Origin of the sequence: Roseovarius arcticus, from assembly GCF_006125015.1 — a bacterium.
Classification (GTDB): domain Bacteria; phylum Pseudomonadota; class Alphaproteobacteria; order Rhodobacterales; family Rhodobacteraceae; genus Roseovarius; species Roseovarius arcticus.
In genome coordinates, this window is the sequence record NZ_SZZN01000001.1 from 191037 (window position 1) to 205683 (window position 14647).

Sequence of the window (14647 nt, forward strand, 5' to 3'; positions counted from 1 at the left end):
ACTTTTTGGGAGGATACTATGACAAATTTCCGTAAACTGAGCACCGCAGCCGCAGCCCTGACACTGGGCACACTTCTGTCGACCGGCGCATACGCCGACATGACATGCGGTGACTTCAACGCAATGGACGCCGACGGCCAAAAGTCAGCTATGATGGAAATGCAAGGCCCCGATGGCGGGCGCGAGCAGGCGCGTGACGAAGCAACCGGCGAAGACGGAACCGAAGAGGGTGCCAATGTCGCGATGTCCGATTCAGAAAACACCGAAATGAACAGCGATTCCGGCCAAGAAGGTCAGCAGGACATGGCTCGCGGTGACGACGAAGAGTACATGAACGCGATGATTGAGCACTGCAAAGGTGGCGACGACCTGATGATGAAAGACGTTCGTCACCCTTCGGAAGAGAACAAAGTCGAATAATAGAGATACCTTAGGCGCCAGTTTTCTACCCTACATGTGTTAAAGAGTTTTAGGCGTCACCAAGGTTAATGTGCCCGCGTCCCTTATTGGGGCGCGGGCGTTTTTATGTCTGTTCGTCCGAAGTTGGACCGTGCCTTTTTCTTAGGTCATTCTGAGAAGATATTATCAAAACGGCGCCGCAGCGCGACATCGACATCGTTCATCGTCACGGGTAGGCCCAGATCGACCAGGCTGGTTACGCCGTGCTGCGTTATGCCGCAGGGCACGATGCCGCTGAAATGCTCCAGATCCGGCTCGACGTTGATCGAAATTCCGTGAAAGCTGACCCATTTGCGCAGTCGCACGCCGATGGCGGCGATCTTCTCTTCTGGTGGATCACCGGTTGGCGTAAGTGGTTTGTCGTCGCGCGTCACCCACACACCGACCCGCCCATTCCGCAACTTACCCTTAACGTTGAATTCGTCCAGAACGGCGATCACCCAGTCCTCTAGCTGGCGCACAAAGGCACGTACGTCGCGTCCCCGCGCGCCCACATCCAGCATGACATAAACAACGCGTTGGCCCGGGCCGTGATAGGTATATTGTCCGCCGCGCCGCGCCTCATGCACAGGAAAGCGGTGCGGATCGATAAGATCCTCGACCTTGGCCGAGGTGCCAGAAGTATAGAGCGGCGGATGCTCCAGCAGCCAAATCAGTTCAGGCGCGGTGCCTGCAACGATATCTGCCACACGCGCCTCCATCGCGGCGAGGGCCGTGTCGTAATCCGTCAGGCCGGGCGATATGATCCATTCTACCATGGGCTGCGTGATACACTGGTGCTGCGTCCTAGAAAAGAAGGCATCACCCGACTTTTCGCCGCGCCAGAATTTGGACTTCACAAACCTATCTCAAGGCGCTAAACGCGGCGTCATACCATGACAGTGCGGTCGTGGCGGAATGGTAGACGCGCAGCGTTGAGGTCGCTGTGGGGTTAAACCCGTGGAGGTTCGAGTCCTCTCGACCGCACCAATTTTTCGTCAGCAGGCATATGAGTTTGAGACAGAACCGGATCAGGGCGCTGTCGGGTCGTTCTCGACGCCAACTTGCATCATCTGACGAATGAGCGCCGCGCGACTGGTGACCCCGACCTTTGCAAAGATGTGCATCATGTGTGTGCGAACAGTCGCCAACGTGACGCCGACGCGAGAGGCGACTTCTGCGCGTGTGTCTCCGCGCATCAACTCAATCGTGACCGTCGCCTCCGCCGAGGTGAGTCCGAACTCATGCTGCAGAATTGCTCGGATTTCCCGATGCCGTTGCGCAGGATCGGCAAGCAAGAGCATTGCGACCGGAGCCGGATACTTTGCAAATTCCGGCCCAGCGCCCAAGCCGTCCTCCCGAAATGGTATGATCTCAATCAAGAGGCTGCTGCCGCCTTCCTTGCTGACATGCTGTATTCGCCCGCCTCTGACCTTGCTTGCGCCAGTCTCGCGGCAGGTCGAGATCAGATATTTAAGGCGCGCCGTTTCATGCTCGGTACTTAACGCTATGCAGCCGCGGTCGATCCGAATGCTGCTACTTCTTGTGATTACGTCACGGGCCCGGTCGTCTACCAGAACGACTCCGGCCTCCACGTCCACCAGAAGCGCGCCGGAGGACGCTTTCGACCGTGCAAGCTCGCGCTGCAACTCGACCCTCCTGATAGCGCAGCGGATTTGAACGGATCGTACGAGATGCGGCAGGATTAGGCCGAAACTCTTTGCCACGTCGGAATCTATGCAATCGTTGTTCCGAGATGGCTGCAGGCCGAAACTGACCAGCGCGCCCCGTTCGACAATCAGATTCGCGGCAAGGCGTTCGGTAGCCTGTCCTGAACTCCGCCAGAAATCATTGTAGAACTCAGAGGCCGCGAAATGCGCCCGGCCGGTGTTCTTGAGGCTTGTGATCGCCCCGACAGGAGACCGGAGTGACATGTCTAGCGTCACGTCCTTCTTCCACCAGTGTTTCTGGTAGCTCAAGATGACATCGGGGTCAGCGCGCGGAGCCACAACAGAGTTCATCCCGAGCGAGGGCGCGGCAAAGACCAGCCATGCGTTGTCCGCGTGGACGACGTCGGCAATGTCGTTAAGGAGGGCCTCCCAGCCTGCCCCTGTCGCAGCCGCATCGTAGATGTGGTCCACCACCCGCCAGGCGGAACTATTGTCCATGGGAATCGCCTCCCTCCGGAGGCTCAGGATACCACGTTCGGAGCGATTCAGGCATCGGTTATCAGACGAACGTCTGACGCCGCGTGATGAGTGTGAGAGTACAATCAGTCAGTTGCACCGCCCTCGTGTTCCGACGGCAATCACACTACGATCGAGGATAAGGGAAATGAAACGCTACTTCCAAACCGCCCTGCTTATTGTCCTAGCAGCTTCCGCTTCTCAGGCGCAGAACAGGGCCCGTCAAACAAACGAACAGTATCCTGACCGCGGAACCATTCGGCCAAATGAGTACGGGCTGGAGCGCCCTGCACGTTTTGACGGCGTGCCCATGACTGACGACCGGGCCGCCTCGATTGCCAGCGCTGCGGGAGTCGAGTTGATGGAGTGGCGCGGGTGCGCCGGAATTGACGATTGCTTGCTGATGTCCGTCATGGACGACGAGGAAGAGGAGTTCGTCTACGTGATCAGTTCCGAAAATTGTGTGGAGATAGAGATCGACTTGGATGATCCCCGCGCCGGACCGATCACGCGCGACCCCTCTCGGCCGTTCAAGCATAGCGCGCGGAGAGGCAGTAAGGCGGCATCGGCGCGCACAGGATCCGTGGAGGGCAAGCCCGAAAACAGGACCAATCCGGTCGGACACACCAACAACGACTGTTTCGGTGGGGAGACGGCGGTGCTACGCGCGCGCATTTCCCGCAGTCTTTCGATCGACAACCTGAATCTGGCGTTTCATGGCGAAAATATCTGGGAGGTGCCAGATACGACCGGCATTTATGAACTGCTTTTTCCAGACGGGGACGGATGGAAGCCGCTGGCAACCGAGCGGTTCCTAGCTTTCCAGCAATGGACGCCGCCTGTCCCCGATGAGCACCGCGCCGGTGTCGATCAACAGGGCCACGCCTACGAGATCGTCGATCCGCAAGGTGTAGTTTTGGGTTCGGACGAGGAGTCATACATCGTCTACGAGGCGTCTGGCGACACGCAGACGAAAAAGGAAATGTGCCAAGGGGAGCAGGACCGTTTCGACAAAAGAACTGCGCCTCTCAGCGGATCGGCGGTCGATCTTGTCTGCGGCGCCACGCCAATGTTCGACAGAATCACTTTCAGTGCGGGCTTTGTCAGCGGGACCAAGGAAGTGCCATATTGCGATTTTTTTCACGATTTAGCGTCGGAATTGACCGGCTACTATAGCCAATCCGTCTATGACGATTGCATGGAAAATCCCGGCCGCTACGACCCTGATTATCCGCCGGAGCCGGGTCCCTATTCGCTGGCCGGCTATCTCGGCACCGCTCCCGTTGTCGCCCTGCAAATAATTCTTCCTCTGGCGTCTTGTCCAATTTCCCACACAAAGGTCATTGGATACCGAGTGGGTGGATTAGATTGCACGCAGACAACCAAGTATATCTGCGCCGAGCAGAACGATGTCTGCACCTGCGACACGCCTGCAACGGATGAGGTCTGCACGGGTGGGGCAAGACCCGGTGAAAGCGACCCTCTGCCCTGAATAGGGATTAAGCAACGCGCCCGAGAGCTGACGCATCTATTTTGAAACCCGAGATGTAGGGCGCGCAGTCGGAATGACGGCTCTGTTAAGGATCAGGTAGCGGAGGTTCGAGGTGGGCTGGTTCCCTGCCTCTCACTGCTTGAGGTACGCACCTTGATGTCTCGTGAAACCGCGCTTTTCGCAAGCCTCTCCCATGTGCGCGCTCAGTCGAAGTAGCGCACCAGCTGGGTCGCGGGGCGAAAAATCTCGATCAGTAGATCAATCACCTCGTCATCTAGCAATAACGCGTCAGGCACGTCCCTACAGCAACCAAGGCCGACCATTTTCAGGTAGGGCGCCGCAGAATTGCTACTGTCAAAGCCATCTGGCATAGCGCGCAACGTCTTTCGCGTGATCAATCCGTCGGGGAAAGTCTCGTTGAAGTCCGGGTCTGTGAGCAGGTCTTTCAGGCCCTCCGCATCATCGACAAGGCGCTGCCTCAACCGTGCCAGCGCCTCCTTGGACGGATGGAAAAGCGCCGCGCCTGCGTAGCAATTTCCCGGCTCAATATGAAGGTAGTATCCGAAATCCTCGGACGGATGACCGGCATTGGCAAAAACATCCACGTCAGCACGATAAAGATCACGGCCAACGCGATCACGCGGCTCTTGGAAAAACTTTGTGTAGCTTTGCTTTGGTTTGATCCCGGCCTCGGCCACGAATGGATCAAAGCGATCAGCATAGTCGTGCAGCGTCATTGCAATGCCGGTGAAATTACGCATGGCATCGTCGCGCGCGTCACGGTGCTCGTCCATCCACGCCTTGCGATTGTTCTTTGCGAGATCTGCAAGGAACGTGAATGTTTCCGGCTCTACCATGGGCGCAACTCCTGCTTTGCACTTGCCGCAGGGCTGTCTGCGTATCCGTAGCACCCTCTTAGGGTTAATTCAGACCATCATCCATGCAAAAGCTGTATCGACGCGACGGGCCGAAAGGTGAAATCGCCATGCCGCCGATCCGTTTGGGCGGATTTACTCAAGCGATAGCGACCAGATCCTCGTGATGGGAAACGCTGCGGACGTCGCGGCGGCGCAAAATCGGGCGCGCCGTAGGTCCGATTGCCGCCGAGGCCGCGCTTTCATCGCCGCAAGACAGGCCGGGCAAGATACGCTCCAGTTCCGCTGAGGCCAGCGGACTCAGTGCAGTCATCGCCAGTGGGCCGGGATAGAAACTTTCGGTGTGCATCCCCTCAGCGATCAGTACCTCGTGGCGCGCACACAGAACGTGAAAATACTCGACGCGCGACACGCCGTTCGCCACACGCGCGCCCGCACCGGGGATTTCAGCGAGGTGCCGCGCCCTGATGAAATTGTCACCCACAGCGACGCAATGCTGCGGTGACACCATGATGTCGCGGGTCAGGCCGTGATGCCCCCGGCGCAATCGGATGGGCCGCATGTTATGCGCGTCGAGCGCATCGCCTGTAGCCATCTGCGTGCTGCCGATCCATTCGACGGGGCTCGAACCATTGTCGACGGTGGTCAGCAAGTCGCCGGGACAAAGCTGTTCGATGGCCACGTAGCCGCGCGGCGTCAAAAGGCGCGTACCGCGCGTAAAGCAGACAGCAAAATTGCCCGCCTGCCGATCGCCCGTCAGGCCAATAGACTGGAAGGGATTTTGGGTCAGATTGCCCAGACTAATTGACTGAATGGGCTTTGCCTCAAGCGCGGTCTGATCGGCGTTGGCTGAAAACTCTGGCGCGAGGTATACGTTTCCGTTGGTATCCTGAAAAATGACAGCCGAAATCGAGGCTGTTGTGCCGTCTGTGTAGGTTATGGTCGAATTATAGACCACAGACGCATCAAACGTCTGGTCCGCCCCACCATCAATGCGAAAAGTCTCGCCTCCGCCGACGGCATTGTTGTTGGTGTCGTACGCGGTCGAGTTTCCGTTCCCAAATCCGGTAGATCCGGGCGAAAATTGAACGATACGATTGAAAAGCGGACTGCTGGCGCTGCCGGCTGACGCACCTTGGAGCGAGGCCGCGTTTTCAACCGTGTTGTTTCCTTCTGTGGGGTCCAACCGAAAGCTGCCGGTGTTTCCCAAATAGAACACATTGAACGTGGTTGGCATCGCTAGTCCCCGATTCTAATCAATCACAGGTTGTATAATAGCAACGCATTGGTGAAATGGCAAAATGTAGTTAACCTACGAGAAACAATGATATAATTGCGATTCTTTTCCGCAGACAAAACTACTTGCACGGGTTTTCAGTGGGTTGGGGCACCGGCAGAATCAGCCAGAGCCTGTGCATGGAAGTTGGCAGGCCATTAAGCCGTTCTCAGGCTGATTTTGGCCTGCGATTGACGGACGCTGTTGATACGGCAAAAATGTTGCTTCAGATGTGGCGCGTGGGCCGCGCGGCGCCCTTGGATAGATGCACAGAGGCGCTGAAACCAATTGCGATCTGCTGCATTGTCCGCTCAGCAAACCCGCGCGACCAACAAACAGTATTCGCCCCCTCCCGTTCGCTTCTCCAATCCGGTAAACCTCGCCTAGACCACATCAGCGAGTGCAGTCGCATTTGTCGTCATTGCGTCCGGCCTTAGCCTGATGGGGATCGGCGCGGCGTTCTGGGGGTCTGGTCGCAGGCCTCGCGCTGGTTGGCATTGAGGCTGCGCGAAATACCTTGCGACGCGCCTGATACGCGCCGCAGACTCTACTTGCACCCCGCCTGCCACAGCCATAGAAAGCCCATGATTTTGACCGCTGCGGACGCCTCCGCGGCCCGATTGCAATGGATGAGGACGAACAATGCAGGTCACCGAGACCCAGAACGAAGGCCTAAAGCGCGCCTACACAATGCTTCTGACCGCTCAGGAGCTAGACGCCAAGGTCATGGACAAGCTGAAAGAAGCGCAGCCCGACGTTGAGATGAAGGGCTTTCGCAAGGGCAAAGTGCCGCTTGCGCTGATGAAGAAAAACTTTGGCCAGAAGGTCACAGGCGAGGCCATGCAAGAGGCCGTCGACGAGGCAATGAAGGCCCATTTTGTGGAAAAGGGCGTTCGCCCCGCCGCCGAGCCCGCGATGAAGATGACAAACGAGGATTGGAAAGAGGGCGACGACGTCGAGGTCGAAATGTCCTACGAGGCGCTGCCCGAGATCCCCGATCTGGACCTGAGCAAACTGAAGCTTGAGCGTCTGAAGGTTGTCCCCGACGATGCCGCAGTTGATGAGGCACTGAAAAACCTAGCCTCCTCCGCGCAGGACTTTGACGACCGCAAAAAAGGCTCCAAGGCCAAAGATGGCGATCAGATCACGATGAATTTCGTCGGTAAGGTCGACGGCGAGGCGTTCGAGGGTGGCTCGGCTGAGGATTATCCTCTGGTTCTGGGCTCCAACAGCTTTATCCCCGGTTTCGAAGAGCAGCTGGTTGGCGTCAAAGCCGATGAGGAAAAGGACGTTACCGTCAATTTCCCAGATGACTATCAGGCCGAGCATTTGGCTGGTAAAGAGGCCGTGTTCGCCTGCAAAATCACAGCCGTAAAAGCCCCCAAGGACGCCGAGATCAACGACGAGTTGGCCACCAAGTTCGGCGCCGAGGATCTGGACGCACTCAAGGGCCAAATCCGCGAGCGGCTGGAGGCCGAGTACGCCGGCGCCGCCCGCGCGGTGATGAAGCGCGCGATGCTGGACGAGCTGGACAAGATGGTCAGCTTTGAGCTGCCACCCTCGATGGTCGAGCAGGAAGCAAAGCAGATCGCGCATCAGCTGTGGCACGACGACAATCCTGACGTACAAGGCCACGATCATCCCGAGATCGAGACGACGGACGAGCACAACAAGTTGGCCGAGCGCCGCGTGCGTCTGGGCCTTTTGCTGGCCGAGCTGGGCCAGCGCGCCGAAATTCAGGTGACTGACCAGGAAATGACGCAAGCGATCATGGAGCAGGCCCGCCAGTATCCCGGCCAAGAGCGCCAGTTCTTTGAGTTCATCCAGAAAAACCAGCAGATGCAGCAGCAAATGCGCGCGCCTATCTTTGAGGACAAGGTCATCGACTACGTCGCAGAGCAGGCCAAGGTTTCTGAAAAAGAGATCACCAAGGACGAGCTGCAAGAGGCGATCGAAAAGCTGGACGACGAGGCCTGATTTTCAGGCGACCGGCTATTTTAGATTGGAAGGAGCGGGCCGAAAGGCTCGCTCCTTTTTTCTTTGACGTGCAGCGCTGAAATTGTCCGGCTTAGCGCGTACTACTCGCGCACGCCTGAAAACCGCGCCTGCCAGTCTTCGCGCTGCTCATCGGTGATCTTGGCGAATGCCACTTCTGGCACGGTAAACGCATGGCCGGGTTTCAGTACATTCAGGGCGGCGGGCACATCGTCCGGCCAACTGTCGTCGTCGGTCTGCATTGCCGCCAACATATCGGCCGCCGCATCCGGGACAAAAGGCGCGCTCAGCACTGCATAAAGCCGTATTAGATTTAGCGCCAAACGGATCTGCGCCGCTGCCTTATCGGGGTCGGTCTTGAACGTTGTCCAAGGCGCGACCGATTGCAGATACTCATTGCCAGCCACCCAAATTCCGCGCAATTCGGCGGCAGATTTGCGCACTTCCATCGCCTCCATGTGCTGCTCGTACGCTCGCACGCGGGTCGTGATACTCTCGATAAGTGCCTGCTCATCGGGTCCAAACTCGCCCGCCTCAGGCACGGCCTCGCCGAATTTTGAGCGGCAGAACTTGGTCACTCGGCTGACGAAATTGCCCAGCACGTCTGCCAGATCCTTGTTCACAGATGTCTGGAAATTCTCCCACGTGAACTCCGAATCGCTGGATTCGGGCGCGTGCGATAGCAGCCACCAGCGCCAGTAATCGGGCGGCAGGATGTCCAACGCCTGATCCATAAATACGCCGCGTCCCTGCGACGTGCTAAACTGGCCGCCATCGTAATTGAGGTAATTGAACGACTTGATGTAATCGACCAGCTTCCATGGCTCGCCCGATCCAAGGATCGTCGCCGGAAAGCTAAGTGTATGAAAGGGAACGTTATCCTTGCCCATGAACTGAGTGTAACGGACATCATCCGCGCCCTTGTCGGTGCGCCACCACCGCTCCCACGCGGCATCGTCCAAGCCATGTGCCTCGGCCCATTCCCCGGCGCAGGCGATGTATTCGATTGGCGCGTCGAACCAAACGTAGAAAACCTTGCCTTCCATCCCCGGCCATGGCGCATCGCCGCGACGCACAGGAATGCCCCAGTCCAGATCCCGTGTGATGCCGCGATCCTTCAGGCCGTCGCCATCGTTTAACCATTTGCGCGCGATGGAGGTGGTCAGGATGGGCCAATCCGCCTTCTCGTCGATCCAGTCGTTCAGCTGCCCGCGCATTCCCGACTGCATCAGATAGAGGTGCTTGGTCTCGCGCACCTCCAGATCGGTGGAGCCTGAGATGGCGCTGCGCGGCTCAATCAGGTCCGTGGGGTCCAGCTGTTTGGTGCAATTCTCGCATTGATCGCCGCGGGCCTTGTCATAGCCGCAGTTGGGGCAGGTGCCCTCGATATAGCGGTCGGGCAGGAACCTGCCGTCGGCGTTCGAGTAAACTTGGCTCTCGCTAACTTCGCGGATCAGGCCCTGATCGGCCAAACGGCCCGCGAAATGCTGCGTCAGTGCATGGTTTTGCGGGCTGGAGGATCGCCCGAAATGGTCAAAGCTGAGGCGAAAGCCGCGCGCGATTTCGGCCTGCACGCCGTGCATCTCGGCGCAAAACTCAGCTACCGGCTTGCCCGCCTTTTTGGCCGCCAATTCGGCCGGCGTGCCATGCTCATCCGTGGCGCATAGAAACAGCACCTCATGCCCGCGCCCGCGCAGATAGCGCGCATACAGGTCGGCAGGCAGCTGGCTGCCCACCAGATTGCCCAGATGCTTGATCCCGTTGATATAGGGGATCGCAGATGTGATCAGATGCCGTGCCATGCCGCGCCTCGCTTGATTACTTGCGCCCGCTTTAGCGCAAGCGGTGCGGCGGGGCCAGAGGATCGGGGACATAGGATCGGGGCGCTAGCCCTTGTCGCGAAAGCCCCGCGTCAGGCGCCCGACGATAAACGAGGTGCGCGGGCTCCAAACATAGCGGGTCCGATCGGCGCGGGTCGGGCGGACTCGCATCCGGCTGAGGCCAAAGATGACCAACGCGATATGCGCGGCCGCGATCATGATGAACATCGCAGACGGCCCGTATGCCTCGATCAGTTTTGATGCGGCCAAAGGCGCCGCAATCGCCCCCAACGCATAGAAAAACATCAGCGCTGCCGACAGCTCCACCCGTTGGTCATCGCGTGCGAAATCGTTGGCGTGGGCGGCCGAGACCGAGTAAATCGGAAACGACGTCAGACCAAAGAAGAACGCGGTTAGCATCACACCCTGCGCCGACAGCGCGCCCAGCCATGCGGTTACGACGCAGCTGCATACAGCGGCGATAGACAGCCCGATCAGCACATGACGCCGGTCGTATTTATCCGCCAGCCAGCCCACAGGAAACTGCGCCAGCGCACCGCCCAGCACAAAAGCGGCCAAAAACCATGCGATCTGCTCTATGGCTAGCCCCACCTGCTGGCCGTAGAGCGGCCCGACCATGCGGAATGTCGCGCTGCTAAGCGCTGCAACTACTACGCCAGCCGCCGCCAGGGGCGAACATGCGATGGCAAGGCCGGGCCGTAGGCGCGGCGCGTTTGGCGTCTCGGGCTGCTCGGCTGTCGTCAGGGTGATGGGCAGCAATGCGGCGCAGCAAATCAGCGCCAGCAGGTTGTAGGACACATAGGACGCAGGCTCCAAAACCGAGATCAGCATCTGTGCCACCAGCGATGCGCCCATGTCTGCCAGCCGGTAGACGCCCATTGCCCGCCCGCGGGTGGCATTCGTGACCTTGGCCTGCAGCCACGCCTCCAGCACAGTATAGCAGCCGGCCACGCACAACCCCATCGCGATCCGCATCGCGGCCCATGCGTATGCGTCGATAACCACCATATGCGCGATCAACGACATCGCGCCTGCGGCTGTGAAGGCGGCAAAGGCACGGCTATGCCCCACTGTGCCCATGAGGCGCGGTGCCCACCAACATCCGATGAAAAAGCCTAGGAAATGCGCCGATCCCAAAAGGCCAATCTGCGAGGTAGTAAAGCTGAGTGCCAAGCCGCTGAGCGCGTCCAAAGGACCAAGGCCCCCTGACGCCAGTTGCATTAAAATGACCGACAGAAACAGCGCCGCAAAGGAAATCATCATACGCATTTGTGCATTTCCTTGCCCAGCGCCCCAGCCTGCGGCGAGATTGCACAGCAATCAGGTGAAAGCCAAGCCTGCGCAAGCCTTGCGCCACTTAATATCTTCGCGCGGTGCGCCCTTTCACTTTGCGCGTGACGTCGCGCGCCAACGGGTTAGTTTGCGCCGCAAAGGCAAAAGGAAAATTATAGATGAAAATGAACGCGCTTGGCCGTACCGGCCTGATGGTGTCCGAGCTGTGCCTCGGCTCAATGACGTGGGGCACACAAAACACCGAGGCCGAAGGTCACGCGCAGATTGATCGAGCGCTGGAGTGCGGCATCAATTTCATCGACACGGCGGAAATGTATCCGGTAAACCCCAAGACCGCCGAGACGCAAGGTAGATCCGAAGAGATCATCGGCACATGGCTGGCCGCCAGCGGTCGACGCCGCGATGTCATCCTCGCCAGCAAAATCTCGGGCGAGGGGATGAAGTATGTGCGCGGCGGCGCGCCGATCACAGCGGCAAGCATTCCGGAGGCTGTGGCCGGCTCGCTAAAGCGACTGCAGACCGATCACATAGACCTCTACCAGTTTCACTGGCCCAATCGCGGCAGCTATATGTTTCGTCAGAATTGGACGTTCGATCCGTCTGGCCAAAACCCTGCCGAGGTGCTGGATAACATTCACGAGACGCTTGAGGCCCTTGGCCGCGAGGTGGCACGCGGCACTATTGGCCATTTCGGTTTGTCGAATGAAAGCGCGTGGGGCACTGCCCAATTTCTGCGAATAGCCGAGGCAAATGGCTGGCCTCGCGTTGCCAGCGCCCAGAACGAATATTCGCTGCTATGCCGCCTCTATGACACGGATCTGGCCGAGCTTAGCGTGAATGAGGATGTCGGCCTGCTTGCCTTCTCGCCCCTCGCTGCAGGCCTTTTGACGGGCAAATATCAGGGCGGCGCAGTACCCAAAGGCTCGCGCATGTCAATCGTGAGCGATTTGGGCGGGCGCACCACCGACCGCGCCTTTGTCGCCGCGCAGGCCTATCTCGATATCGCGGCCCGTCACGGCCTCGACCCCGCTCAGATGGCGCTGGCCTGGACGCTGACACGGCCCTTTATGGCTTCGTCGATCTTTGGCGCCACCACTATGGCGCAACTGGACGTGGCGCTGGGCGCCGCCGACATCTCTCTTTCCGATGAGATAATGCGCGAGATCGACACAGCCCACCGCGCAAACCCGATGCCTTACTGAGGCATCTCGGCAGCCAGACCGCGCAGATATTCAGGCATCTCGCGGTCGGCCACAGCCGCCTCGCGTAGCAAGTGATCGAAATGCTCGGTGAGTGCCTGAACCCGCTCGGTATCGCGAAAGGCCATGTAGTTTCGCCCGATATAAACGACCGCCAGCAGCGGGCCAAATATCGTGACTGGCGCCGAATAAACGCGACGCGCGTCGAACAGCGATAGGCGCAGGCGCGGATAGAGCTGCTCGGTCACATCAATCAACTGCGCAATTTGCGCGCGCCGCACGTCCAGCGGCAGGCCGCGATAATACCCCTCGCCGCGCGCGAAGCTTTGCATTTCGCACAGCGGTAGGGCGATCTCATAATCCGATTGCGCGCTGCGCATCCAAATCAGCCGATCCTCGGACGCGCCGATCACCTGGTCGGTACTGCGCCCCAGATGCGGCTCATATTCCCACTCTAGCATCTCACGCGTTTTCAGCATGTCGGGTAGGGCGGCGGGAACGTGGCGGATTTTGTAGCCCGCAGCCTCCTTGTGCCACTCAAATATCTGCGCATCGACCAACGCGCGCGGCGCCTCGGTCAGCGATAGCGAATTGGCCAGAATATCCGCCGCCGTTTCGGGCCTGTCAGTCAGCCCCAGCAGCCAATCGGCGGAAATGCCAAGAACCCGCGCACATTCGCCCACGACCTGCGCATTGGGCAGGCGTGCGCCCGCGCCCGATAGCAGTTGCGACACGGTCGAGCGGTCTACGCCAATAGCACGCGCCAGCGCGCTCTGACTTAGGCGCCGCATCCCGATCGCTTCGGTCAATCGAGAGCGAAATAGCGTCGATCGGGCTCGCTTGTCAGTTTTAGCCATCATTGGTGATAACTATCACAGATGTAGCAGAATGTTAACTACATACGGAATGTTCCACATACGCGCGCCACTATACGACTGAGGCATCACATCACCTATGGAGCATCTATGGAACGGCCCCGCCGCACATTGGTCAAGGCGATCATCTGGAACATCAGCGGCCTCGCGATAATGAGCATCGTTGGCTATCTGGTAACAGGCTCTGCCGGAGCAGGCGGTGCCATGGCAGTGATCAACACCGCAATCGGGCTAAGCCTTTATTTTCTTTACGAACGGATTTGGTCGCGAATTACGTGGGGGCGCGTCGATGCGCAAACCTGAATGGCCCACTCTGGCGGTGCTGGCTCTGACCTATGCGATCTGGGCGCTGGCGACGACGTGGGCCGCCGAATTCTGGCTGCCGCTGGGCATGGTTCTGGCAGCGCTCGCCATTGCGCAACATTCATCGCTGAGCCATGAGGCGCTGCACGGCCATCCCTTTGCCAGCGAGCGCGCAAACGTCGCGGCGGTCTGGCCGTCGCTGGGCCTCCTGGTGCCGTATCAGCGCTTTCGCGCCACACATTTGGCGCACCATAATGATGCGCTGCTGACTGATCCCTATGACGACCCCGAAACGAACTATCTGGACCCTGTGGTCTGGGCGCGCCTGCCGCGCGCCATTCAACTGGCGCTGATGTTCAATAACACGCTGCTGGGCCGGTTGATTATTGGGCCCATCGTCGGAATGACCGTTTTTTTGCGTGGCGATTGGCGCGCGATCCGCGCGGGTGACGCAGGTATCAGGCGCGCTTGGCTGGCACATCTTGCGGCCTTAACGCCTGTTCTGATCTGGGTCTGGGCCGCGCCCATGCCAATCTGGGCCTATCTGGTTGCAGCCTATGGGTCGATGTCCCTGCTGAAAATCCGCACCTTTCTGGAACATCGCGCCCACGAGCGCGCCAGCGGTCGCACCGTAGTGGTCGAGGATCGCGGGCCGCTGGCCCTGTTGTTTCTGAACAACAATTACCACGTCGTGCATCATATGCACCCGCAGACTGCATGGTATCGCCTGCCGCACCTTTATGCGCAAAATCGGGCGCACTATCTGGCGCGAAATGATAGCTACGTTTATCGCAGCTACGCCCAGATTTTTCGCCACCATTTCCTACGCACCAAGGACGACGTGCCGCATCCGCTATGGCCTCGGCCCTGAATA

The 14647-nt window shown here is 59.0% G+C and carries 13 protein-coding genes and 1 tRNA gene; 7 read left to right on the forward strand and 7 right to left on the reverse strand.

The annotated features are described in order from the left end of the window. Positions 1–18: 18 nt before the first annotated feature. Positions 19–420 (forward strand): hypothetical protein, encoded by a 402-nt coding sequence (locus MK6180000_RS00905; RefSeq protein ID WP_138933016.1) that lies wholly within the window; start codon positions 19–21, stop codon positions 418–420. A gap of 146 nt (positions 421–566) precedes the next feature. On the opposite strand, the gene lipB is transcribed toward MK6180000_RS00905, so the two are convergent. Next, positions 567–1229 (reverse strand): lipoyl(octanoyl) transferase LipB, encoded by a 663-nt coding sequence (lipB, locus tag MK6180000_RS00910; RefSeq protein ID WP_425466857.1) that lies wholly within the window; start codon positions 1227–1229, stop codon positions 567–569. Between the two features lie 113 nt (positions 1230–1342). Between lipB and MK6180000_RS00915 the strand changes: the two genes are divergently transcribed. Beyond that, positions 1343–1428: transfer RNA gene (locus tag MK6180000_RS00915), tRNA-Leu, on the forward strand. A 41-nt stretch (positions 1429–1469) separates the two neighbouring features. On the opposite strand, the gene MK6180000_RS00920 is transcribed toward MK6180000_RS00915, so the two are convergent. Further along, positions 1470–2606 (reverse strand): helix-turn-helix transcriptional regulator, encoded by a 1137-nt coding sequence (locus MK6180000_RS00920; protein ID WP_138933017.1) that lies wholly within the window; start codon positions 2604–2606, stop codon positions 1470–1472. 328 nt (positions 2607–2934) lie between these two features. On the opposite strand from MK6180000_RS00920, the gene MK6180000_RS00925 reads away from it, so the two are divergent. Beyond that, complete coding sequence (locus MK6180000_RS00925; protein WP_138933018.1) at positions 2935–4116, forward strand: hypothetical protein; 1182 nt, start codon at positions 2935–2937, stop codon at positions 4114–4116. A gap of 203 nt (positions 4117–4319) precedes the next feature. Here MK6180000_RS00925 and MK6180000_RS00930 read toward each other — a convergent pair whose 3' ends face one another. Both MK6180000_RS00930 and MK6180000_RS00935 read right to left on the reverse strand, forming a co-directional pair. Continuing rightward, a complete protein-coding gene (locus tag MK6180000_RS00930; protein ID WP_138933019.1) occupies positions 4320–4973 on the reverse strand; it encodes a DUF2461 domain-containing protein in 654 nt (217 codons plus the stop codon). 157 nt (positions 4974–5130) lie between these two features. After that, on the reverse strand, positions 5131–6228 hold the full coding sequence (locus MK6180000_RS00935; protein WP_138933020.1) for a Hint domain-containing protein: 1098 nt from the start codon (positions 6226–6228) through the stop codon (positions 5131–5133). Between the two features lie 681 nt (positions 6229–6909). On the opposite strand from MK6180000_RS00935, the gene tig reads away from it, so the two are divergent. Further along, entirely contained in the window at positions 6910–8244 is a 1335-nt protein-coding gene (gene tig / locus MK6180000_RS00945; RefSeq protein ID WP_138933021.1) for a trigger factor, read from the forward strand. 101 nt (positions 8245–8345) lie between these two features. On the opposite strand, the gene metG is transcribed toward tig, so the two are convergent. Next, entirely contained in the window at positions 8346–10064 is a 1719-nt protein-coding gene (gene metG, locus MK6180000_RS00950) for a methionine--tRNA ligase (RefSeq protein WP_138933022.1), read from the reverse strand. Positions 10065–10148: 84 nt separating this feature from the next. Further along, on the reverse strand, positions 10149–11372 hold the full coding sequence (locus tag MK6180000_RS00955) for an MFS transporter (protein ID WP_138933023.1): 1224 nt from the start codon (positions 11370–11372) through the stop codon (positions 10149–10151). Positions 11373–11554: 182 nt separating this feature from the next. On the opposite strand from MK6180000_RS00955, the gene MK6180000_RS00960 reads away from it, so the two are divergent. Then, positions 11555–12598, forward strand: coding sequence for an aldo/keto reductase (locus MK6180000_RS00960; RefSeq protein ID WP_138933024.1), 1044 nt, complete (start codon positions 11555–11557; stop codon positions 12596–12598). Here MK6180000_RS00960 and MK6180000_RS00965 read toward each other — a convergent pair. Next, the gene (locus MK6180000_RS00965) at positions 12592–13455 is read right to left on the reverse strand and encodes a helix-turn-helix domain-containing protein (protein ID WP_138933025.1); all 864 of its coding nucleotides are present in this window, start codon (positions 13453–13455) and stop codon (positions 12592–12594) included. The two genes, MK6180000_RS00960 and MK6180000_RS00965, sit on opposite strands and share 7 nt — an antisense overlap. A gap of 105 nt (positions 13456–13560) precedes the next feature. On the opposite strand from MK6180000_RS00965, the gene MK6180000_RS00970 reads away from it, so the two are divergent. Both MK6180000_RS00970 and MK6180000_RS00975 read left to right on the forward strand, forming a co-directional pair. After that, complete coding sequence (locus tag MK6180000_RS00970) at positions 13561–13773, forward strand: DUF2061 domain-containing protein (protein ID WP_138933026.1); 213 nt, start codon at positions 13561–13563, stop codon at positions 13771–13773. Beyond that, complete coding sequence (locus MK6180000_RS00975) at positions 13760–14644, forward strand: fatty acid desaturase (RefSeq protein ID WP_138933027.1); 885 nt, start codon at positions 13760–13762, stop codon at positions 14642–14644. The genes MK6180000_RS00970 and MK6180000_RS00975 overlap by 14 nt, the downstream gene beginning before the upstream one ends. Positions 14645–14647: the final 3 nt, after the last annotated feature.

Excerpts from the sequence above, each read along its gene's own strand:
- MK6180000_RS00905 (WP_138933016.1), top strand. The coding sequence starts at position 19 with ATGACAAATTTCCGTAAACTGAGCACCGCAGCCGCAGCCCTGACACTG.
- MK6180000_RS00920 (WP_138933017.1), bottom strand. The coding sequence starts at position 2,606 with ATGGACAATAGTTCCGCCTGGCGGGTGGTGGACCACATCTACGATGCG.
- MK6180000_RS00925 (WP_138933018.1), top strand. The coding sequence starts at position 2,935 with ATGACTGACGACCGGGCCGCCTCGATTGCCAGCGCTGCGGGAGTCGAG.
- MK6180000_RS00930 (WP_138933019.1), bottom strand. The coding sequence starts at position 4,973 with ATGGTAGAGCCGGAAACATTCACGTTCCTTGCAGATCTCGCAAAGAAC.
- MK6180000_RS00935 (WP_138933020.1), bottom strand. The coding sequence starts at position 6,228 with ATGCCAACCACGTTCAATGTGTTCTATTTGGGAAACACCGGCAGCTTT.
- tig (WP_138933021.1), top strand. The coding sequence starts at position 6,910 with ATGCAGGTCACCGAGACCCAGAACGAAGGCCTAAAGCGCGCCTACACA.
- metG (WP_138933022.1), bottom strand. The coding sequence starts at position 10,064 with ATGGCACGGCATCTGATCACATCTGCGATCCCCTATATCAACGGGATC.
- MK6180000_RS00955 (WP_138933023.1), bottom strand. The coding sequence starts at position 11,372 with ATGCGTATGATGATTTCCTTTGCGGCGCTGTTTCTGTCGGTCATTTTA.
- MK6180000_RS00960 (WP_138933024.1), top strand. The coding sequence starts at position 11,555 with ATGAAAATGAACGCGCTTGGCCGTACCGGCCTGATGGTGTCCGAGCTG.
- MK6180000_RS00965 (WP_138933025.1), bottom strand. The coding sequence starts at position 13,455 with ATGATGGCTAAAACTGACAAGCGAGCCCGATCGACGCTATTTCGCTCT.
- MK6180000_RS00970 (WP_138933026.1), top strand. The coding sequence starts at position 13,561 with ATGGAACGGCCCCGCCGCACATTGGTCAAGGCGATCATCTGGAACATC.
- MK6180000_RS00975 (WP_138933027.1), top strand. The coding sequence starts at position 13,760 with ATGCGCAAACCTGAATGGCCCACTCTGGCGGTGCTGGCTCTGACCTAT.